This window comes from Teichococcus oryzae, from assembly GCF_008386565.1.
In the GTDB taxonomy this organism is placed as follows: domain Bacteria; phylum Pseudomonadota; class Alphaproteobacteria; order Acetobacterales; family Acetobacteraceae; genus Pseudoroseomonas; species Pseudoroseomonas oryzae.
Window position 1 is genome coordinate 102,207 of the sequence record NZ_VUKA01000005.1, and the last position, 18,968, is coordinate 121,174.

At 67.8% G+C, this 18,968-nt stretch carries 17 protein-coding genes; 9 read left to right on the forward strand and 8 right to left on the reverse strand.

What is annotated here, in order from left to right:
* Positions 1-2 precede the first annotated feature (2 nt).
* Genes F0Q34_RS12280 through F0Q34_RS12290 form a run of 3 tightly spaced genes read right to left on the reverse strand, consistent with a single transcriptional unit; the run spans position 3 to position 3,191 of the window.
* Positions 3-1,586 carry an ABC transporter substrate-binding protein gene (locus tag F0Q34_RS12280; RefSeq protein WP_149812512.1) on the reverse strand — a complete coding sequence of 528 codons (1,584 nt, stop codon included), beginning with the start codon at positions 1,584-1,586 and terminating at the stop codon, positions 3-5.
* A 50-nt stretch (positions 1,587-1,636) separates the two neighbouring features.
* Positions 1,637-2,050, reverse strand: a complete 414-nt coding sequence (locus F0Q34_RS12285) for a Zn-ribbon domain-containing OB-fold protein (protein ID WP_149812513.1) — start codon at positions 2,048-2,050, stop codon at positions 1,637-1,639.
* 10 nt (positions 2,051-2,060) lie between these two features.
* Positions 2,061-3,191 carry a thiolase family protein gene (locus F0Q34_RS12290; RefSeq protein ID WP_149812514.1) on the reverse strand — a complete coding sequence of 377 codons (1,131 nt, stop codon included), beginning with the start codon at positions 3,189-3,191 and terminating at the stop codon, positions 2,061-2,063.
* Positions 3,192-3,455: 264 nt separating this feature from the next.
* On the opposite strand from F0Q34_RS12290, the gene F0Q34_RS12295 reads away from it, so the two are divergent.
* Positions 3,456-4,343 carry an SMP-30/gluconolactonase/LRE family protein gene (locus F0Q34_RS12295; protein WP_161600859.1) on the forward strand — a complete coding sequence of 296 codons (888 nt, stop codon included), beginning with the start codon at positions 3,456-3,458 and terminating at the stop codon, positions 4,341-4,343.
* Between the two features lie 102 nt (positions 4,344-4,445).
* On the opposite strand, the gene F0Q34_RS12300 is transcribed toward F0Q34_RS12295, so the two are convergent.
* Entirely contained in the window at positions 4,446-5,780 is a 1,335-nt protein-coding gene (locus F0Q34_RS12300; RefSeq protein ID WP_149812516.1) for a tetratricopeptide repeat protein, read from the reverse strand.
* 102 nt (positions 5,781-5,882) lie between these two features.
* A complete protein-coding gene (gene acdA / locus F0Q34_RS12305) occupies positions 5,883-7,106 on the reverse strand; it encodes a 3-sulfinopropanoyl-CoA desulfinase (RefSeq protein ID WP_149812517.1) in 1,224 nt (407 codons plus the stop codon).
* A gap of 106 nt (positions 7,107-7,212) precedes the next feature.
* Between acdA and F0Q34_RS12310 the strand changes: the two genes are divergently transcribed.
* The gene (locus F0Q34_RS12310; RefSeq protein WP_149812518.1) at positions 7,213-8,094 is read left to right on the forward strand and encodes a LysR family transcriptional regulator; all 882 of its coding nucleotides are present in this window, start codon (positions 7,213-7,215) and stop codon (positions 8,092-8,094) included.
* Between the two features lie 81 nt (positions 8,095-8,175).
* Here the strand turns inward: F0Q34_RS12310 and F0Q34_RS12315 are convergent, their stop codons facing one another.
* A complete protein-coding gene (locus tag F0Q34_RS12315; protein ID WP_277755280.1) occupies positions 8,176-8,604 on the reverse strand; it encodes an FCD domain-containing protein in 429 nt (142 codons plus the stop codon).
* A 361-nt stretch (positions 8,605-8,965) separates the two neighbouring features.
* Between F0Q34_RS12315 and F0Q34_RS12320 the strand changes: the two genes are divergently transcribed.
* Positions 8,966-10,057, forward strand: coding sequence for an SMP-30/gluconolactonase/LRE family protein (locus F0Q34_RS12320; protein ID WP_149812520.1), 1,092 nt, complete (start codon positions 8,966-8,968; stop codon positions 10,055-10,057).
* A gap of 55 nt (positions 10,058-10,112) precedes the next feature.
* Here F0Q34_RS12320 and F0Q34_RS22515 read toward each other — a convergent pair whose 3' ends face one another.
* Positions 10,113-10,247 carry a hypothetical protein gene (locus tag F0Q34_RS22515; protein WP_277755279.1) on the reverse strand — a complete coding sequence of 45 codons (135 nt, stop codon included), beginning with the start codon at positions 10,245-10,247 and terminating at the stop codon, positions 10,113-10,115.
* Between the two features lie 395 nt (positions 10,248-10,642).
* Between F0Q34_RS22515 and pehA the strand changes: the two genes are divergently transcribed.
* From pehA to F0Q34_RS12350, 6 genes are read left to right on the forward strand one after another with little or no spacing between them, the layout of a single operon-like run.
* On the forward strand, positions 10,643-12,175 hold the full coding sequence (pehA, locus tag F0Q34_RS12325) for a phosphoric/sulfuric ester hydrolase PehA (RefSeq protein ID WP_206668007.1): 1,533 nt from the start codon (positions 10,643-10,645) through the stop codon (positions 12,173-12,175).
* Entirely contained in the window at positions 12,172-13,803 is a 1,632-nt protein-coding gene (locus F0Q34_RS12330) for an ABC transporter substrate-binding protein (protein WP_149812522.1), read from the forward strand. The genes pehA and F0Q34_RS12330 overlap by 4 nt, the downstream gene beginning before the upstream one ends.
* Before the next feature lie 2 nt (positions 13,804-13,805).
* Positions 13,806-14,804 carry an ABC transporter ATP-binding protein gene (locus F0Q34_RS12335; RefSeq protein WP_149812523.1) on the forward strand — a complete coding sequence of 333 codons (999 nt, stop codon included), beginning with the start codon at positions 13,806-13,808 and terminating at the stop codon, positions 14,802-14,804.
* A complete protein-coding gene (locus F0Q34_RS12340) occupies positions 14,801-15,781 on the forward strand; it encodes an ABC transporter ATP-binding protein (RefSeq protein ID WP_149812524.1) in 981 nt (326 codons plus the stop codon). The genes F0Q34_RS12335 and F0Q34_RS12340 overlap by 4 nt, the downstream gene beginning before the upstream one ends.
* 1 nt (position 15,782) lies before the next feature.
* Positions 15,783-16,712 carry an ABC transporter permease gene (locus tag F0Q34_RS12345; RefSeq protein WP_149812525.1) on the forward strand — a complete coding sequence of 310 codons (930 nt, stop codon included), beginning with the start codon at positions 15,783-15,785 and terminating at the stop codon, positions 16,710-16,712.
* Positions 16,712-17,587: an ABC transporter permease gene (locus F0Q34_RS12350; protein ID WP_149812526.1), complete on the forward strand. Its 876-nt coding sequence runs from the start codon at positions 16,712-16,714 to the stop codon at positions 17,585-17,587. The genes F0Q34_RS12345 and F0Q34_RS12350 overlap by 1 nt, the downstream gene beginning before the upstream one ends.
* 541 nt (positions 17,588-18,128) lie before the next feature.
* On the opposite strand, the gene F0Q34_RS12355 is transcribed toward F0Q34_RS12350, so the two are convergent.
* A complete protein-coding gene (locus F0Q34_RS12355) occupies positions 18,129-18,968 on the reverse strand; it encodes a metallophosphoesterase family protein (protein ID WP_149812527.1) in 840 nt (279 codons plus the stop codon).

Below are 18,968 nucleotides of genomic sequence, written 5' to 3' on the forward strand. Positions count from 1 at the left end.
GCTCAGCGCTTCTCGATGTTCCAGTAGACGGGCATCCCGGCGGCCAGAATGCCATGGATGTTCGAGCGCACGGCGACGGGCTGGGTGTACTGGCCGAAGGGGATGTAGGGCAGCGTTTCCCAGGCGCGGCGATGGATGCGCTCCAGGATCGGGCGGCGCTTCTCGGCGTCGCTTTCCTTGGCCCACTCGGCCACCATCGCGTCCAGCTCCATGTCGCAGGCCCAGCCCGGATTGGCGCGGTCGCAACGGGAATTGAACCAGCTGTTGGACACCGGCATCGCGGTATCGGGGCCGCCATGCGTCGTGATGAAGATGTGATAGCCGCCCTGGTCCGGCGGGTTCCGGCTGGCGCGCCGCGACAGCAGCGTGCTCCAGTCCATCGCCTGCACGTCCACATTCACGCCGGCGCGCCGCAGGCTCTGGACCAGCACCATGGTGGCGGCGTTGTACTGGGCGCGGTCGGTCGGCTGCAGCACCACGATGGGCTCGCCCTTGTAGCCCGCTTCCCGGAACAGCTCCTTCGCCCGCTCCACATTGGGCTGGCGGAAGGGCTCGCTGCCGACGGTGGTCTCGTTGCCCGATCCGCACTGGAAGAAGGCGCCACAGAAGGCCTGGTAGAGCTGGGGATTGCCCACGACCACCCGCATGTAGTCCTCCTGGCGCACCAGGTGTGCAAGCGCCTGCCGGGCGCGGGGGTCGTTGAAGGGCGGAAAGAGCGAGTTCGGGCGGATGGCGCCCTGCGTGCCGAGCGGATCGATCTTGACGATGCGGACGTTGCGGTTGCGCTCCAGGCTGGCGATGAAGTCGAGCGGAGGCGCCTCGAAGTAGTCGATCTCGCCGGCGTTGAGGGCCGCGAGGGAGGTGTTGTGGTCAGGGATGTAGCGCCACTCCACCCTCTCGACGAGCGCGCGCTTGCCGCCGGACATGTAGTCGGCAGGCTCATCGCGCGGCACGTAATCCGGGTTGCGCCGGTAGACCACGACATTGCCCGGGCGCCATTCCTCGCGCACGAAGATGAACGGCCCCGAGCCGATGGTTTCGGTGACCTGCGTCGTCGGCGGCGTCTGGGCGATCCGTTCCGGCATGATGAAGGCGGGATTCGAGGCCTTGGCGAGGGTCTCGATCACCAGGCCCCATTGCTCCTTCAGCCGGATCTCGAAGGTCCGGTCATCCACCACGTCGATCGATGCCGTGACCGAGGCCATCCTCTGCCCCATGGCATCGCGCATCGACCAGCGGCGCAGCGAGGCCACCGCATCCTGGGCGCGCACCGGGTTGCCATCGTGGAAGCGCAGCCCTTCGCGCAGGCGGATGCGGTAGACGAGGCCATCCTCCAGGACCTCGTGCCCTTCCGCCATTTGCGGCCTCGGCTCGAAGCGGGAGTTCATCGCGTAAAGCGTGTCGTAGATGAGATAGGCATGGCGCCCGGTGATGAAGGCGGTTGTCCACACCGGGTCCAGGATCTGAAGATTGGCATGAACGACGACGCGCAAGGTGCTGGCCCGGTCCTGCGCGAGCGCCGTGCCGGGCCCGAGAAGGCTGACGGCCACAAGGCCGGCCTTGATGGCCCTGGTGATGAATTTCATGGATTGACCTCCCTTCGGTGGCTCGCGCGCTTGCGCGCGTCTTCAGCCGTTCAGTCCGAGACGCGGAACTTCGGCAGGGTGAATTCCTCGTCGATGCTCTCGAAGATGGCTTCGACCCTGGCGCCGATGCGGATCTGCTCCGGCTCCACGCCGGCCAGGTTGCTCATCAGCAGCGGTCCTTCATCCAGTCCGACAAGGCAGACGAGATAAGGCAGATCGTCCCGGAAGCCGTCCCAGTAGGCGCGATGGAAGCGCACCCAGGACAGCAACGTTCCCTTGCCGGAAACCGGCGCCCAGGACTGGTTCTCGGACAGGCATTTCGGGCAAACGGGCGAGCCGGGGAAATGCTTGTCGCCGCAATCCTGGCACATCTGGACCGACAGCTTTCCGGCCCGGGCATTGTCCCAGAAGCCGCGGCTGACCGGGTCGATCCTCGGGCGCGGCTTGGCGGTGGTGCCCTGCATCGTCATCTCCTCAGCCTGCCGTATAGATGATCGAGCGGCTGCACGGCGTCGCCCCGCAATACTGCACCACCTCGGCATCCTTCACCTGGCGCCCCTCGCATTCGCCGCGGAGCTGCCGGACGGCCTCGATGTTGAGAGCCCAGCCCTGCATGTAGGAGTTGGAAAGATGGCCGCCATCGGTGTTCGTCGGAAGCCTGCCTCCGAGCTTCAGCGCGCCGCCCTCGACAAAGGAGCCCGCTTCGCCCTGTTCGCAGAAGCCCAGCCCCTCGAGGCTGAAGAGCACCGTCGGGCTGAAATTGTCGTAGCACATCAGCGCATCGACATCGGCCGGCCCGACGCCCGCCATGCCATAGGCCTGGGCGGCGACATCGCGCATCTCGTCATACCAGAAATTCAGGCTGAAATTCGGGATGGAGGCGGTGGAATAAGCCTCGCGCGCGCCGATGCCGGAGATCATGACGGGGCGCTTCTTCAGGTCCCGCGCGCGCTCCTTCGTTGTCATGATGATGCAGACAGCGCCATCGTTGATCAGGCAGTAATCGAGCAGGCGCAACGGCTCCGTGATGGGCCGCGCGGCCTCATGGTCGTCGATGGTGATGGGCTGCTTCATCACCGCCGATGGGTTCAGGCAGGCATGGTGCCGGAAGGCCACCGACACCTCGGCGAGCTGCCGCGTCGTCGTGCCGTAGAGCGCGGAATGGCGCTGAAACATCAGCGCATGCGAGGCGCCGGGCGAGGTGAAGCCCCACGGGTCCCAGACGCCCGGGCTTTCGTCGCCGCCATAGTTCACGCGGCGCGAGCGGCCGATATTCGCATAGATCAGCGCGGCATAGTCGCAAAGGCCCGCATCGAGCGCCGCCGCCGCCTCGATGATGGCCATGCCCGACATCCGCCCATGCGGCGGCATCTGCACGGTCCAGCGCGGGTTCAGCCCGAGGATCTCGCCCATGCGCGCATAGGACGGCACCCGGCAGACGAGCAGGCCATCGATCTGGTCCTTCCCGATGCCGCAATCCTCCACCGCATTGCGGAAGGCCCGCGCCCCGAGGCCGAAATCATCGATCTCGGGGAAGTTCCCGTAAGCCGTGTTGCCGACGCCAACGATGGCGACGCGGTCCTTGAGCTTGTGGAAAGCGTTCATGCAGGCTGCGCCCGCCGGTCCGGGACCGGCACAGCCAAGGGCTTTCGGTTCACTGGCGTCTCTCCCCCAGGAGCGGTTGCGTTCCGCGCCATCATGTCTCTACACTGCGCCTTAAGAAAGCGCTTTCTTGGAAGAACATAAGCTGCTCCCGTCGCAGATGACCAGAGGTCTTTTTCAGGGATCTTCGAACAGCACGGCATTTTGCGGCGCAGCATGAACCTTCCACCGGAAGCGAAGCAGAACAGCCGGAGGAATCATAAAGCCATGTCCGAAGCGCCCGCCGCCGACATCCGGGTGGCCCACGCGGCCGGGAACATCGTCGGGGAGGTGCCAATGTGGCACCCCACCGAGCAGGTCCTGTACTGGGTCGATACGCGCAAGCCGTGCCTGCAAAGGCTCAACCGGGATGGGACGGTGGATGTCTGGCCCATGCCGACCAATATCGGCTCCTACGTGTTCCGCCGGAATGGCGGCATCGTCGCGGGGCTGAAGACCGGCTTCGCCACCGTGGATCTCGGCACCGGCAAGGTGGAGCATGTCCTGGACCCGGAGCCGGACATGCCGGAGAACCGCCTCAATGACGGGCGCTGCGATCGCCAGGGCCGCTACTGGGTCGGCTCGCGCAATCCGGGCAACAGCGACGCGACGGGTTCGCTCTACCGCCTCGATCCCGACTTCAGCTGCCACAAGATGGATGGCGGGTTCATCGTGTCCAACGGCATGGCCTTCAGCCCCGACGACCGGACCCTGATCTTTGGCGACAGCACAGCCGAAACCTATTACCGCTACGATCTCGACCTCGCGGCGGGCACCCTTGCCGATCGCCGGATCTACCTGCAAACCCGCGACCAGCCCTGGAAGGTCGATGGCGCGACCTTTGATTCGGAAGGCTATTACTGGGGCGCGCTGCTGGGCGGCTGGGCGGTTGGCCGGTTCGACCCGGCGGGCCGGCTGGACCGCATGGTCCGGCTGCCCGTCTCGCATCCCACCATGTGCAATTTCGGCGGGCCGGACCTGGACATCCTTTACGTGACCTCCGGCACGATCTTCCTCGATGAGGACGAGCGGGCGAGGCAGCCCCATGCCGGCGCGCTCCTGGCCATCCATGGCCTGGGGGTGCGGGGCGTTGCCGAGCCACTTTTCGGAGGCTGATGGCAGCGGCGCCCTGAAAGCCTCCGGAGCCGCCTGACCGGCCTGCCCGCCCCTGGGCTGGCGGGATGTGGCGGCGCGGGCGCCGCCCGCCCTGGCCGCAGGTCAGGCCGTCTTGTAGATCCGGCGCGTGACGTCGATGTGGCGCTCCACGGCCGCCTTGTTGCGCGGCCGCAGCGCGGCACGCTCGGCCAGCAGCATGCGCGTCCGCGGCAGGTTGCTGGCGCGCCGCGTCGCCTCGATCAGGTACTGGTCGATGATGTCGCGCTGCGCGTGGCTCGCGCCGATCGGCGCGTCGTTGTTGTGCAGCGGCGCGAGCGCATCGACGGCGCCGGCGTAGTCGCCCTGCTCGAAGCGAAGGATCCCGCGGCACAGCGGCAGGCCGATCGACCGCACCACCGCGGCGCTGTCCGCCGCATCCTCCGCCGCGAACTCCTCCATCGAGGCGAGGAGACGCTCGGCCGCGTCGAAGCGGCGCTCCTTCGCGAGAGCCATCATGTAGTGCAGGTCGGTGAAGATCAGCCCGTGATCCCCGATGCTTTTCTCGGCGAAGTCCGCCAGCTGCGTCCACCGGTCACCGGCCTCCACCCCGAGCAGCTCCAGGCGTGCCAGCAGCGAGGCCGCGTTCTGGATGTCGAGATAGAAGGTCGAGCCATCGTTCCGCACGCAGCGGTCATAAAGATCCAGCACCTGGTCATAATGCCCGCTTTCCAGGTGAAACAGGGCGAGGTGCCACCAGAGATGGCCCTTGAAGGGGTTGCGGTCGGACCAGTGGTCCTCCGGCCGGGTCAGCCAGTCGATGCCTTCCCGCTGCCGGTCCTCCATTTCCATCACATGCGCGACGGCGTGCAGGGCCCAGAGGTCGTGCGGGTTGTGCTGCACGGCCAGCCGGCCGAACTTCTCGGCTTCGCGGTACTGGCCGCATTCCTCATAGCCGAAGGCGAGCATTCCCAGCACATTGCCGTAGCCCGGCATGTCCTGCGACCAGCGATCGAGCACGGCAGCCGCGCCGCCGCGGAGCGAATGCTGGCGCCCCGTCCAGAAGCAGTTGAAGTGGTGCATCCGCAGCGCGACGATGTCGAGTGGATAGGCGCCGAGGAGCTGCTCCCATGTCGTGATGGCTCTGCCGGTCCGGCCTTCCGTCCAGGCGCGCAGCGCCTCGACATGCATCCGCTCGCGCTCCGTCGCCCCCGCCGCCCCGGCCTCCGCCGCGCGCAGGGCCGATTTCGCGTTGTTCAGCACGGAAAAGGACCCGTACATCATGAACTGGTAGCCGCGCAGGCAATGGGCCATCGCGAAATGGGGATCGGCCTCGATCGCGTCCTTGATGGATTGCATCGTGACCAGGCGGTATTCGAGAAGGTTCTGCTGGGCGATGTTGTAAAGCAGCGCCGCCTGCGGGCTGGATGTCGTGAGCGGGTAGCCCTGAGCGTCGTTCATGTCGCTCCTCCTGTTCTTGTTCGCCGCCACAAGGGCATCTTCGCTTTCCGGCACCTGGCCGACCATTCCGCCGGCACGGTTCTGCGGTGCGGAGCCGGGCTGCTATTCCGCCGCGGCCTTCAGGGCGCCAGGCTGGTAGCCATCCCGCGTTTGCGGCAGCTTGCGGCCCAGGAGCCGTCCGGCGATCTGCGTCCGCAGGACCTGCGCCGTGCCACCGCCGATCGTGAACATCCTCGCATCCCGCACCATGCGCTCCAGCGGCAGGTTGCGCGAGTAGCCCCGGGCGCCGAAGATCTGCAGCGCGTCATTCGTGACCTTGATGGCCATCTCGGAAGCCAGGACCTTGGCCTGCGCGGCCAGCATCGGGTCAGGAAAGGGATCGGCGCTGCCGGCCGCGTTGTAGAGCGACAAGCGCGCCGCGTTCAGCTGCACCGACATGTCGGCGAGCATCCATTGCAGCCCCTGGAACTCCGCGATCGGGCGGCCGAACTGCTCGCGCGACTTGGCGTAGTCCAGCGCATGCTCGAAGGCGCCCTGCGCGAGCCCGAGCGCCACGGTGCCGGCGCCGACGCGCTGGCTGTTATAGGCGTTCATCAGCTCCGCGAAGCCCCGGCGCCAGCCTCCTGGCGGCCGCAGCGCCATGCTCGCCGGGACCTCGGCGTCCTCCATGATCACCTCGCTCTCGGGGATGCCGCGCAGGCCCATGGTGGGTTCCCGCTTGCCGATCCGGAACCCCGGCGTGTCCGGCACCCCGGTGTCGCCATGGGCGATCATGAAGCCGCCGATGCCCTGCTCCTCGCCGGTTTCGTCGAAGACGCGGGCAAAGACCAGGTGCAGCTTTGATACCCCGGCGCCGGTGATCCAGTGCTTTGTCCCGTTCAGCACATACACGTCGCCCCGCCTGACGGCGGAGGTCGTCATCTCCGTCGCGGCGGAGCCGGCATTCGGCTCGGTGATGCAGATCGCGGGCTTGTCGCCGGCCAGCACGATCCGGGCGGCGAGCCGTTTCTGCTCCTCCGTGCCGTAGCGCATCACGGCGGAGATGGCGCCCATATTGGCCTCGACCGCGATGCGGCCGGTGACGCCGCAGACCCGCGCCATCTCCTCGACGATCAGGACAGCATCCAGGAAGCTGCCCCCGGCCCCGCCATATTCCTTTGGGATCGTGTAGCCGATCAGCCCGGCCTCGTTGAGGGCGCGGACATTGTCCCAGGGATAGGCCTCGGTGCGGTCGGTTTCCGCGGCGCGGCCGCGCACGACGGCCTCGGCCACCTCCCTCGCCCGTTTCTGGAGGCGCGCCTGCTCCGGCGTCAGGTTGAGCAGCATCGGCACATTTCCTCATTGTCGCGGTTTTCCGCCAGAGTGGCACAGGCGACCAAAAGGTAAATCGTTAAAATTTTGCTGTTAAGTTGAGTAAAACTTATGATGCCGCATGGGAATCCGGCATCTGAAGACCTTGGTCATGATCGCTGATCGCGGTGGCTTCAGCGCCGCGGCCGAGCAGCTCTTCATCACGCAATCCGCAGTCAGCCTGCAAATGAAGGCCCTGGAGGAGGAATGGCGAATCACGCTGTTTGACCGGACGACGCGGCCGCCGGTGCTGAACCAGCATGGCTGGACGCTGGTCCACCGCGCACGGGCCCTGATCGACCAGTATGACGCGCTCCGGGCCTCCGTTCATGCCGCGTCGCCGGAGCTTGTCGGCTCGCTCCGCGTCGGCGTCGTTCCTTCCGCGGCGACAAGCCTCCTTCCCAGGGTGTTGCTGCAACTGCGTGGCGTCCATCCTGGCCTCGTGATCCGCGCGGAAAGCGGCCTTTCGGCCGAGCTCATGTTCAAGGTTGGCCAGGGCCGTCTCGACGCCGCCGTCGTGACCGGGCCGGATCGCCCGAACATCGGCTTGGCGACCGAGCTGATCCGGGAGGAGGAACTCAAGCTCTTCGCGCATGATGACCTGGTCCTGCCGGATATCCGGGAGATGCTGGCGACGCGCCCGTTCATCCGCTTCAGCGGGGCCATGGGCGTGGGGCAGATCGTGGAGGAGGCGCTCCGCGCCAGGAGCATCAAGGTGAACGCCATCCTTGAGCTGGACTCCATCGAGGCCATTCTCGGCATGGTCCATCTCGGGCTCGGCATTGCGATCCTGCCAGAGCATTCGCGGGCGTCGCGGCAGGACCACCCGCCGAGCGAGTTGTCGCTGGAGCCGCCCATCCGGCGGAACCTTGTGCTGGTCGCCCGCCGGGAATACGCCGAATGGCCGGCGATCAGCTCCCTGCTGGAAACGTTCCGGGCGGTTGCGCTGGATGACCGGCCATGATGGGAACGCCGCCACGCGGCTTTCCATTCCGCATTCACCTCTTGCACTGAAATAGACGGCAGAAGTCCCGGGAACAGGGCCTTATTCCGACGCGGCCAGACCTCCGGGCACCGGCAACGTTCCCTGGGCGACCAGGCGCGCCTTGGATGCCCGTCCGGCGTTGAGATGGCGCGGCATGCGCGCGGAAGCTTCCGCCATGTCGCCGCGCTCGATGCTGTCCAGGATGGCGAGGTGCTTGGCCGATTGCGAGGTCAGGCGTTCCTGGCCCGTCGCGATGATGTCGCCAATCAGCCGCCGCAGGCGTGTGAGCCGGAGCACCGCATCAGCGAAGAAGCGGTTGTTGGAGGCCTGCATCAGCGCGAGGTGAAAGCCGGAACTGGCTTCAAACACCTGCCGGAGCGACATGCGCCGCGCGGCGCCGCCGGACACCTCCCCTTGTTCCCGCCGCAACCGGTCTGCCACGCCAGGCGGCAGGTCGAAGCCCGGCTCCAGCAGCGCCGTGGGCTCGATGGCCCGCCGGAAGCGCTAAGCCTTGTCATGCCCTTCGGCGCTCTCGATCAGCGGCAGGAAGCGCAGCAGACGTATGATCCGATAAGTCTCCCTTACCATGCATCAGGATCTTCTGCCTAAATCGCTGATCTCATGGTCGTCAATGGGCCTGCTCAGCCCGATGCCCCGCAGGGTGCCTCAGGTGTCAGGAACCGGCGTGCCGGGATGCGAGGTCCCAGGCGTCAACCGCGCTGGAAAAACGTCCCGACAAAGCTCAGGATCGCGCCATGGAGCGGAGCCCGGACAGGCCTTGACGGCCGTCCGGGCGATGACCGCCGGATGTGAGAAGGCGGCGCAGCCCGCCCTGGAGGAGAAAGGCAACATGAACACCACACGACGCCGGCTGCTGGGTGCCGGCGCCGCCATGGCGGGCGGCTCCCTGTTGGCCTCCGCGGCCGGGGCGCAATCCTTCCCCTTCCGGCCGAACCAGCGCTATCCCGATCCGGCGGTGCAGATCCTCGATCCCAGCTTCGCCCGGTACCGGATCTACAGCAGCACGCTGGAACAGGTCGCCACGGGCATGCGCTGGGCCGAGGGACCGGCCTATTTCCCCGAGGGCGGCTACCTGCTTTGCAGCGACATCCCGAACAACCGCATCATGAAGTATGACGAGAAGGACGGCAGCTTCACCGTCTTTCGCGAGCCGGCGAATTTCGCCAATGGCAATGTGCGAGACCGCCAGGGCCGCCTGATCACCTGCGAGCATTCCGTGACGCGGCGCCTGACGCGGACGGAGCGTGACGGACGGATCACGGTTCTGGCGGACAGCTTCGAGGGCAAGCGGCTCAACGCGCCGAATGATGTGGTGGTCCGCTCGGACGACACGATCTGGTTCACCGATCCGTTGTTCGGCATCAATGGCGAATGGGAAGGCAGCCGCGCCAGGCCGGAGCAGCCGACCACCAATGTGTACCGCATCGCCGCCGACGGCACGCTGCGCGCCGTGATCACCGACATCGTCAACCCCAACGGCCTCGCCTTCTCCCCGGATGAAAGCAAGCTTTATGTGGTGGAATGGCGCGGTACGCCGAACCGCAGCATCTGGAGCTTCGATGTCGCGCCCGATGGAAGCGTCGGCAACAAGACAAAGCTGATCGATGCCGCGGACCAGGGCGCGCTGGACGGCTTCAAGGTCGATCGCGACGGCAATCTCTGGTGCGGCTGGGGCAGCAATGGCGCGCTGGAGCCGGAGCCGTCCATGGACGGCGGACGGCAGGTCTTCGGCCTGCGCGGCAAGCCGGAGGATCTGGACGGCGTCATGGTGTTCAATCCGCAGGGCAAGCCGATCGGCTTCATCCGCCTGCCGGAACGCTGCGCCAACCTCGCCTTCGGCGGCCCCAAGAACAACCGCCTCTACATGACGTCCAGCCATTCACTTTACGCGCTGCATGTCGAGGCGCATGGCGCGGTCTGAGGAACAGCGCTCCCGCCGGCGGGGGCCTGGACCCCCGGCGGTGGGGGGCCGCCATTCAGGAGCCGGCGCCGGACCAGGAAAGCCGCAGCACGAAAACCCCGAGCGCCGCCGTCATGCCCCACAGCAACAGCACCACCAGGCCCAGAATGGCCCAGCGCAGGCGCTGCCTTTGCTTTCGCGGCGTCGGCATGAGGCAGGCATCTCCTGATCGCCAGGCTCCAGCCTGGCCGGCGGAACGGGACCCGCTGGATGATCAGCTTGTCGCGCGGGCGTGAAACACAACGATCCCGCCCCCCTTGAAACATATCCGCTTCTGGCCCGTTCTCCCGGCAGACTACCCCAAACTCGATCCCTCGCGGCGCCGGGCTTCTCACGCCTCCTCTCCTCACGGCACATCCTCCCGGCGCCGCATCTTTTTTCGCCATCGCCTTCGGCCAGGAACATCAGCCGCCGGGCTGGCTGAATGGCTGTCGCCAGGGCATGGCCTGCCCTTCCCCTTCAGCGTCTTCGATCCGTCATTTTCCTGTCATCGGCACGTCGCGCTTCGCCGTTAAGCCGCTGCCCGTCGAACAAGGCGGAGCAAACGTGACTCAGCGGCGCAATGTGCTTTTGATCGTGGTGGACCAGTGGCGGGCCGATTTCGTGCCCGCGCTCGGCGCCGGTTTTCTCAAGACCCCGAATCTCGACCGGCTGTGCCGGGAGGGCGTGACCTTCCGCAACCATGTCACCACCGCCGTGCCCTGCGGCCCCGCCCGCGCCAGCCTGCTGACCGGCCTCTACCTGATGAACCACCGGGCGGTGCAGAACACCGTGCCGCTGGATTCCCGGCACATGAACCTGGGCAAGGCGCTGCGGGGCATCGGCTACGACCCGGCATTGATCGGCTACACCACCACCACGCCGGACCCGCGCGGCACCACGGAGAAGGATTTCCGCTTCACCCTGCTGGGTGACCTGATGGAAGGCTTCCGCAGCGTCGGCGCCTTCGAGCCCAGCATGGACGGCTATTTCGGCTGGCTGGCGCAGAAGGGTTTCGATCTGCCGGAGAACCGCGAGGATATCTGGCTGCCGGAAGGCGAGGATTCCGTCCCCGGCGCCACGCAGCGCCCCAGCCGCATCCCGGCGGAACTCTCCGACACTGCCTATTTCACCGAGCGTGCTTTGACCTACCTGAAGGGCAAGGGCGACAAGCCCTGGTTCCTGCACCTGGGCTACTGGCGGCCGCACCCGCCCTTCATCGCGCCCGCGCCCTTCAACACCATGTACGACCCGGCGGATATGCCGAAGCTGGTGCGCGGGCCCACTTGGCAGGACGAGGCGAAGCAGCACCCGCTGCATTCCTTCTACCTCAACGGCATCAGCCAGGGTTCCTTCTTCCACGGTGCCGGCGGCGCGGCCTCGGAACTGGACGAGGCCACCATCGCGCAGATGCGCGCCACCTATGCCGGCATGATCTCGGAAGTGGACCAGGCCCTGGGCGAGGTCTTCGCCTATCTGGACGAAACGGACCAGTGGAAGGACACGCTGGTGATCTTCACCAGCGACCATGGCGAGCAGCTGGGCGACCACTACCTGCTCGGCAAGATCGGCTATCACGACGAGAGCTTCCGCATTCCGCTGGTGATCAAGGACCCGGATGCGCCGCAGGCCGCCGGCCAGATCGAGGACTGCTTCACCGAAAGCGTGGACGTGCTGCCCACCATCCTGGACTGGCTGGGCGGCACGCCGCCGCGCGCCTGCGACGGCCGCTCCATGCTGCCGGTGGTGCGGGATGGAGTGCCCTCCGATTGGCGGGACCACCTGTTCTACGAATACGATTTCCGCGACGTGCATTACTCCAAGCCGGAAGGCGTGCTCGGCCTCAACATGGACGACAGCTCGCTCTGCGTCGTGCAAGACAGCAAGTGGAAGTACGTACATTTCGCCGCGCTGCCGCCGCTGCTCTTCGACCTGGAGGCAGACCCGGCGCAGCTCAACAACCTGGCGGATGACCCGGCGCATGCCGCGACCGTCGCGCATTACGCGCAGCGCGCCCTGTCCCACCGCATGAAGCATGCCGAGCGCACGCTGACCCATTTCCGCTCCACGCCGCACGGCCTTGAGGAGAGACAGCCATGATCGACATTTCCCGTCGCGCCCTGCTGGGTGCCGGTGCCAGCGCGCTGGTGCTGCCCCGCTTCGCCCTGGCGCAGGCAGACAATCGGCCCACCATCAGCATCGCCGTGCAGAAGATCAGCAACTCCAACACGCTGGAAGTGCTGCGCGAGCAGTCCAATGTGGGCGAGCGGATCTTCTTCTCCTCCCTCTGGGAAGGGCTGATCGGCCGTGCCTGGCTGGATGAGCTGAAGACCGTGCCGCTGCTGGCCACCGAGTGGAAACGCCTGAGCGACAGCGCCATCGAGCTGAAGCTGCGCCCCGGCGTGAAGTTCCACAACGGCGACGAGATGACGGCCGAGGATATCGCCTTTTCCTTCGGTTCAAGCCGCATGTTCGGCGATACGCCGGCGACGGCGCAGGGCCGCACCATTCCCGTGCGCGGCGACGGCATCCCGACCCGCGCGGGCCGCGAGCTGCCGCCGGAGATCCCCGCCGTTGCCCGCCGTTCCTGGCCGGCGCTGGAGCGGGTGGAGGTCGTGGACAAGTACACGGTCCGCTTCCACAACGCCTCGCCGGACGTGACGCTGGAAGGCCGCCTGGCCCGCTATGGCAGCGAGATCATCAGCCGCCGCGCCTTCGCCGAGGCCGGGACCTGGTTTGACTGGGCGCGCAAGCCCGTCACCACCGGCCCCTACAAGGTGGTGGAATTCCGTCCGGACCAGCTTCTGGTGCTGGAAGCGCATGACGAATACTGGGGCGGCCGCCCGCCGCTGAAGCGCATCCGCTTCATCGAGGTGCCGGAGGTGCCGGCGCGCATCAACATGCTGCGCTCGGGCGAGGTGCAATTCGCCTGCGACATCCCGCCCGACCAGATCGGCGCCATCGAGGGCGACACGAAATACGAGGTGCAGGGCGGCACGATCCTGAACCACCGCATCAGCGTCTTCAACCAGAGCCACGCGGTGCTGAAGGACCCGCGCGTGCGCCGCGCCATGACCCATGCCCTCGACCGGCAGGCGATCGTGGACAGCCTCTGGGCCGGCCGCACCGTGGTGCCGAAGGGCCTGCAGTGGGACTACTACGGCGACATGATGGTGCCCGACTGGGCTGCGCCGAAATACGACCCAAAGGAAGCGCAGAACCTGCTGAAGGCCGCCGGCTACAAGGGCGACCCAATCCCCTACCGCCTGCTGAACAACTACTACACCAACCAGACGCCGACGGCGCAGGTGCTGGTGGAGATGTGGAAGGCCGTGGGCCTGAACGTCCAGATCGAGATGAAGGAGAACTGGACCCAGATCCTCGACCGCAATGGCGAGCGTGGCGTCTACGACTGGTCGGCCAGCGCGCCCTTCAACGATCCTGTCTCCTGCATCGTCAACCAGTTCGGCCCCAATGGGCAGGCGCAGCAGGTCGGGATGTGGAGCAACGAGGAAAGCAACCGCATGGCGGTGGTGCTGGAAACCAGCACGGACCATGCCGAGCGCAAGAAGGCCTTTCGCCGCATGCTGGAAATCTGCGAGCGCGAGGACCCGGTGTATCAGGTGCTGCACCAGAACGCGACCTTCACCGCCAAGCGGCGCGACATCAAGTGGAAGGCGGCGCCTGCCTTCGCGATGGAGTTCCGCGCCAACAACTGGGGCGGCTGAGCATGGCCGGCGCCGCGCTGGTCGAGATCCGCGACCTCGCCGTCGCTTTTGACAGGACGCCGGCCTTGCGCGGCGTCTCGCTCTCCATCGGAAAGGGTGAATCGCTCGGGCTGGTGGGGGAAAGCGGCTGCGGCAAGTCCGTCACCTGGCTGGCGGCGCTGGGGCTGCTGCCGGGCAAGGCGCGCGTCACCGGCAGCGTGCGGCTGGCGGGGCAGGAGATCCTGCATGCCCCGCCCGCCACGCTGGACCGCGTGCGCGGTGGCCGTGTCGCCATGATCTTCCAGGACCCCGCCAGCAGCCTGAACCCGGTGCACCGCATCGGCCGCCAGGTCACCGAGGCGCTGCAACTGCATCGCGGCCTCTCCGGCGCCGCGGCGCGGGAGGAAGCGCGGCGGCTGCTGGACCAGGTCGGCATGCCCGATGCGCGCCGGCGGCTGGATGCCTATCCGCATGAACTCTCGGGCGGGCAGAATCAGCGGGTGATGATCGCCATCGCCCTGGCCGGGCAGCCGGAGCTGCTGGTGGCGGATGAACCCACCACGGCGCTGGATGTCACCATCCAGGCGCAGATCCTGACTCTGCTGGCCGAGATCCGGCGCGATACCGGCATGGCCCTGGTGCTGATCTCGCACGACCTCGGCGTCATCGCCGAGACCTGCGAGCGGGTCTGCGTCATGTATGCCGGCCGCATCGTCGAGGAAACGCGGACGGAGCGGCTCTTTGCTGCGCCATCCCATCCCTATGCCCAGGGCCTGATGGCCGCGCTGCCGCCGATCCATGGGCCGCGCCGGCCCTTGGCCGCCATCCCCGGCTCCGTGCCCGAGCCCTGGGCCATGCCGCCGGGTTGCGCCTTCGCACCGCGTTGCCCGCGCCATGTCGCCGCCTGCGATGCCGCGCCGCCGCCGCTGGTGGCGGTCACGCCCGGCCATTGCGCCGCCTGCATCCGCCCCGGCGCGGTTTCCGCCCGCGCGCCCCTCTCGCCGGAACTGCTGCCCGCATGACGCCGTTGTTGGAAGCCCGTGAGCTGGTGCGCCGCTATTCCATGCGGCGCGGCATGCTGGGCCGCCCGGTCGAGGTGCGCGCGGTGAATGGCGTGACGCTGCGGCTGGAAGCCGGCCGCACCCTGGGCCTCGTTGGTGAATCCGGCTGCGGCAAATCCACCACCGGCCGCATGGTGCTGGGCCTGGAAGCACCGGACGAAGGCGACGTGCAGTTCGAGGGCGCACCCATGCCGCCCCCCGGCAGCCTGCCCTGGCGCCGCCAGCGCGCGCGGATGCAGATGGTCTACCAGGACCCGCTGGGCGCGCTGGACCGCCGCCTTCCCATCGGCGTCCAGGTGGCCGAGCCATTGCAGATCCATGGCCTGCCCGCCGATGCCACCCGTGTGCATGCCCTGCTGCGGCAGGTTGGCCTGCGCCCGGACCAGGCGGAGCGCTACCCGCATGAACTGTCCGGCGGTCAGCGGCAGCGCGCCGTGCTGGCCCGCGCCCTGGCCACCGACCCCGTGCTGTTGGTCTGCGATGAGCCGATCAGCGCGCTGGATGTCTCCATCCAGGCGCAGGTGATGAACCTGCTGGTGGAGTTGCAGCAGCAGCGTGGCATCGCGCTCCTGTTCATCTCCCACGACCTGCGCGCGGTGCGGCAGATGAGCCACCGTGTCGCCGTGATGTATCTCGGCCGCATCGTCGAGGAAGGCGAGCCGGACGCGGTGCTGCACGACCCGGCGCATCCCTATGCCCAGGCGCTGGTTTCCGCCATCCCGGACCCCACGCGGCGCGGCAACCGCATCGTGCTGCAAGGCGACCCGCCCAACCCCGCCGCGCGGCCTTCCGGCTGCGCCTTCCATCCCCGTTGTCCGCTGGCGGTGTCGCTCTGCGCGCGGCAGGCGCCGGCGCTGAAGCCGCGTCCCGGCGATGGCCGCTTGGTTGCCTGCCATGTCGCCCAGGGCGAGGCTGCGCCGATGCGAAAGGCTGCCTGAGATGTTGCGTTTCCTTGGCACCCGTCTGGCGCGCGCGCTGCTGACGCTGGTGCTGGTTGTCACCTTCGCCTTCGTGGTGCTGCGCCTGTCCGGCGACCCGGCGCTGCTGATCATGTCCGCCGACGCGCCGCCCGAGGCCATCGCCGCCTTTCGCCGCGCCTGGGGGCTGGATGACCCGCTCTGGGTGCAATACCTGCGTTATTTCGGCGCCATCCTGCATGGCGACCTTGGCCAGTCTATGCGCGACGGACGAGGCGCCATCGAGTTGGTGGCCGAGCGTGTGCCCGCCACCCTGGCGCTGACGCTGCCGGCGCTGCTGATCAAGATCGGCCTTGGCATCCCCGCCGGGGTTTATGCCGCCCTGCACCGCAATTCCTGGATCGACCGTGGCGTGATGTTCCTGGCGGTGGCCGGCTTCACCGTGCCGTCCTTCGTGCTGGGGCTGCTGCTGGTGCTGCTGTTTGCGGTGCAACTGGGATGGCTGCCTTCCGGCGGGCAGGAAAGCTGGCGGCATGCGGTGCTGCCGGTCATCACCCTGGGCATGGGCGGTGCCGCCGTGCTGGCGCGCTTCACCCGCTCCGCCATGCTGGAAGTGCTGGGGCAGCCCTATATGCGCACGGCGCTGGCCAAGGGCGTGCCCTGGCATGTCGCGGTGCGCCGCCACGCATTGCCCAATGCCGCCATCCCCACCGTCACCATCGTCGGCTTCATGGTGGGCTCGCTGCTCGCCGGCGCGGTGGTGGTGGAAAGCGTCTTCTCCTGGCCCGGCGTCGGGCGGCTTCTGGTGGTGGCCGTGTCCAACCGGGACCTGGCGGTGGTGCAATGCATCCTGCTGCTGGTCGCAGCCACCATGGTCACCGCCAACCTGGTGGTGGACCTGCTTTATGGCGTGCTGGACCCGCGCCTTCGCATCTCGGCGGGAAGGACCTGATGTCGGACACCACCATCGAAACCGCCACGGCCACCGCGCCGGCGCGTCGGCGCGCCGGGATGCCGCTGGCCATCATCCTGGCGCTGGGCTGGATCGGGCTGGTGCTGTTCGTCGCCCTGGCCGCGGACTGGATCAACCCTTACGCCTTCACCGCCATGGATCTGCGCAACCGCCTGGCGGCGCCGGTCTTCATGGGCGGCTCCTGGTCCCATCCGTTGGGCACGGACGAGCTCGGGCGGGACGTGCTGAGCCGTCTCATCGTTTCCATCCGCATGTCGCTGCTGATCGCCTTCGGCGCCACGCTGATCTCGGCGGCGCTGGGCGTGGCGCTGGGCTTCCTGGCGGCGCATTTCCGCGGGCTGGCGGAACAGGCGGTGATGGCGCTGGTGGATTTCCAGGCCGCCATGCCTTTCCTGATCCTGGCCCTGGCGGTGCTGGCCTTTTTCGGCAATTCGCTGGCGCTGTTCATCTGCCTGCTCGGCCTCAATGGCTGGGAACGCTATGCCCGCATCGCGCGGGGCCTGGCCATCAGCGCGGGCGCGCAGGGCTATGCGGCGGCGGTGCAGCAGCTCGGCGCCTCGCCATGGCGGGTCTACGGACGGCATGTGCTGCCCAACATCGCCTCCACCCTGATCGTCTCCATGACGCTGGCCTTCCCGGAAATCATCCTGCTGGAAAGCGGGCTGTCCTTCCTCGGCCTCGGCGTGCAGCCGCCGGGCACCTCGCTGGGCAACATGGTGGGCTATGGGCGGGAATACCTGACGCGCGCGCCCTGGATCCTGCTGGCACCTTCGGTCGTCATCGTGCTGACGACGCTGGCCGTTTCCATGCTGGGCGACTGGCTGCGCGACCGGCTGGACCCGACCCTGCGCTGAAGCGGGCGCGCGGGGCCGGGCACCGCCGCCCGGTCCGGCCCTGCGCCAATGCCCCCCGGGCGGAAGCATCCTCGCCTCGCCGCCTCCACCTTTCTCCTTCCCCGCGCTTGCTCCGGCGGGCGGAACGGGCGCCGTGCTTGCGGCGGGGCCATGCCGGCCCTCCTTCATGCTTCCCACGGCCCAAGGCGAGTTCCTGGCGGCGGGGCTCGATGAAAGGCCGCCGGCAGCCTCCCCACGGGCTGGATCGCGACTTCCGGCGGCGGCGGCAAGGCGAACAGGCAGTGCCCGCCGCGCATGCGCGGGAAATGCCGCGCCGCATAGCGGCCTGAACTGGGCTGCCGATCTTCACACAGGAAGGCCCGCCAGTCTCGGCCATCGCCGAGGACGGGAGGGAGAGCGCAGGCGCCCGCGCATCCGGGCTGGGCAGGGCGGGAAAGCGGTCGATCATCCGCCCCATGGCGACGCTTCATCCCGCGCGCCATGGCGGGGCTTCAAGGGCGGCCGGTTCGCGGACATCCGCCAGCCGGCCGCCCGCGTGGCGTCAGGCCACGACAGGCTCCATCGCCGGATAGATGCCCGGCATCAGCCCGAGGTCATGGCATCGCATGCCCTCGGGCTCCACCAGCCGGCACTCATGCCGGCCATCCTCATGCAGCAGATGCTCGACATAGCCGACCGGCTTGGCGCCCAGGCGGTGCTGCCAGGCATCGCCCACGATAAAGGCCGCCGCCGGCGCCCAGACCTGCCGGAGCCCTTCCGGCGCCCCGCGATCCCGCCATTGATGAACATGGCCTGAGGCGATGAAGGTCGCCGGATGCCGCGCCAGCGGCTCCAGGATGCGGCGGCGCGGGCGGGGCTGCACCGCCCAGTAGGTGATCTCCGTCTCGGCGATGGTTTCCTCGCAGAGCGGTTTGTGCAGGAACAGCCCGATGGCGCGGCCGCCGGCCGTGGCCAGCGCCTCCTCCAGGAAGGCGAACTGTTCCTCGTTCTGCGGCAGATCCGTGCCGGTGATCAGGGTGTTCAGCCCGATCAGCCGCCAGCCTGGAAGATCGCGCCGGAAGCGGTCGGCGCCCATGATGCCGTGCCAGCGCGCCAGCCGCGCGGCATCGGCCGGCGTCGGCCCGCCAAGGGCGGGATCATTGCCCACATCGTGGTTGCCCGGAATGGCCAGCCAGTCGAGGCCGAGCGCCTCATGCTTTTCGCGCGCGAAGGCCAGGTCGTCCCCCGCCAGCTCGCCATGTGCCGAAAGGTCGCCGGTATTGACCACGAGGTCCGGCGCATCGGCGCGCAGATGCGCGGCCAGGGCGTCGAAATTGGCGGTGAAGCCGGGATGCCGCTCCGAGAGATGGGTGTCGCTGATCTGCGCGATGCGGAACGCCAT

Bases quoted from the DNA above. Each gene is read 5' to 3' on its own strand.
- F0Q34_RS12285 (WP_149812513.1), bottom strand. From the start codon at position 2,050: ATGCAGGGCACCACCGCCAAGCCGCGCCCGAGGATCGACCCGGTCAGC.
- F0Q34_RS12350 (WP_149812526.1), top strand. From the start codon at position 16,712: ATGTCGGACACCACCATCGAAACCGCCACGGCCACCGCGCCGGCGCGT.
- F0Q34_RS12290 (WP_149812514.1), bottom strand. From the start codon at position 3,191: ATGAACGCTTTCCACAAGCTCAAGGACCGCGTCGCCATCGTTGGCGTC.
- F0Q34_RS12320 (WP_149812520.1), top strand. From the start codon at position 8,966: ATGAACACCACACGACGCCGGCTGCTGGGTGCCGGCGCCGCCATGGCG.
- F0Q34_RS12345 (WP_149812525.1), top strand. From the start codon at position 15,783: ATGTTGCGTTTCCTTGGCACCCGTCTGGCGCGCGCGCTGCTGACGCTG.
- F0Q34_RS12355 (WP_149812527.1), bottom strand. From the start codon at position 18,968: ATGGCGTTCCGCATCGCGCAGATCAGCGACACCCATCTCTCGGAGCGG.
- F0Q34_RS12310 (WP_149812518.1), top strand. From the start codon at position 7,213: ATGGGAATCCGGCATCTGAAGACCTTGGTCATGATCGCTGATCGCGGT.
- acdA (WP_149812517.1), bottom strand. From the start codon at position 7,106: ATGCTGCTCAACCTGACGCCGGAGCAGGCGCGCCTCCAGAAACGGGCG.
- F0Q34_RS12330 (WP_149812522.1), top strand. From the start codon at position 12,172: ATGATCGACATTTCCCGTCGCGCCCTGCTGGGTGCCGGTGCCAGCGCG.
- F0Q34_RS12300 (WP_149812516.1), bottom strand. From the start codon at position 5,780: ATGAACGACGCTCAGGGCTACCCGCTCACGACATCCAGCCCGCAGGCG.
- F0Q34_RS12335 (WP_149812523.1), top strand. From the start codon at position 13,806: ATGGCCGGCGCCGCGCTGGTCGAGATCCGCGACCTCGCCGTCGCTTTT.
- F0Q34_RS12280 (WP_149812512.1), bottom strand. From the start codon at position 1,586: ATGAAATTCATCACCAGGGCCATCAAGGCCGGCCTTGTGGCCGTCAGC.
- F0Q34_RS12295 (WP_161600859.1), top strand. From the start codon at position 3,456: ATGTCCGAAGCGCCCGCCGCCGACATCCGGGTGGCCCACGCGGCCGGG.
- F0Q34_RS12340 (WP_149812524.1), top strand. From the start codon at position 14,801: ATGACGCCGTTGTTGGAAGCCCGTGAGCTGGTGCGCCGCTATTCCATG.
- F0Q34_RS22515 (WP_277755279.1), bottom strand. From the start codon at position 10,247: ATGCCGACGCCGCGAAAGCAAAGGCAGCGCCTGCGCTGGGCCATTCTG.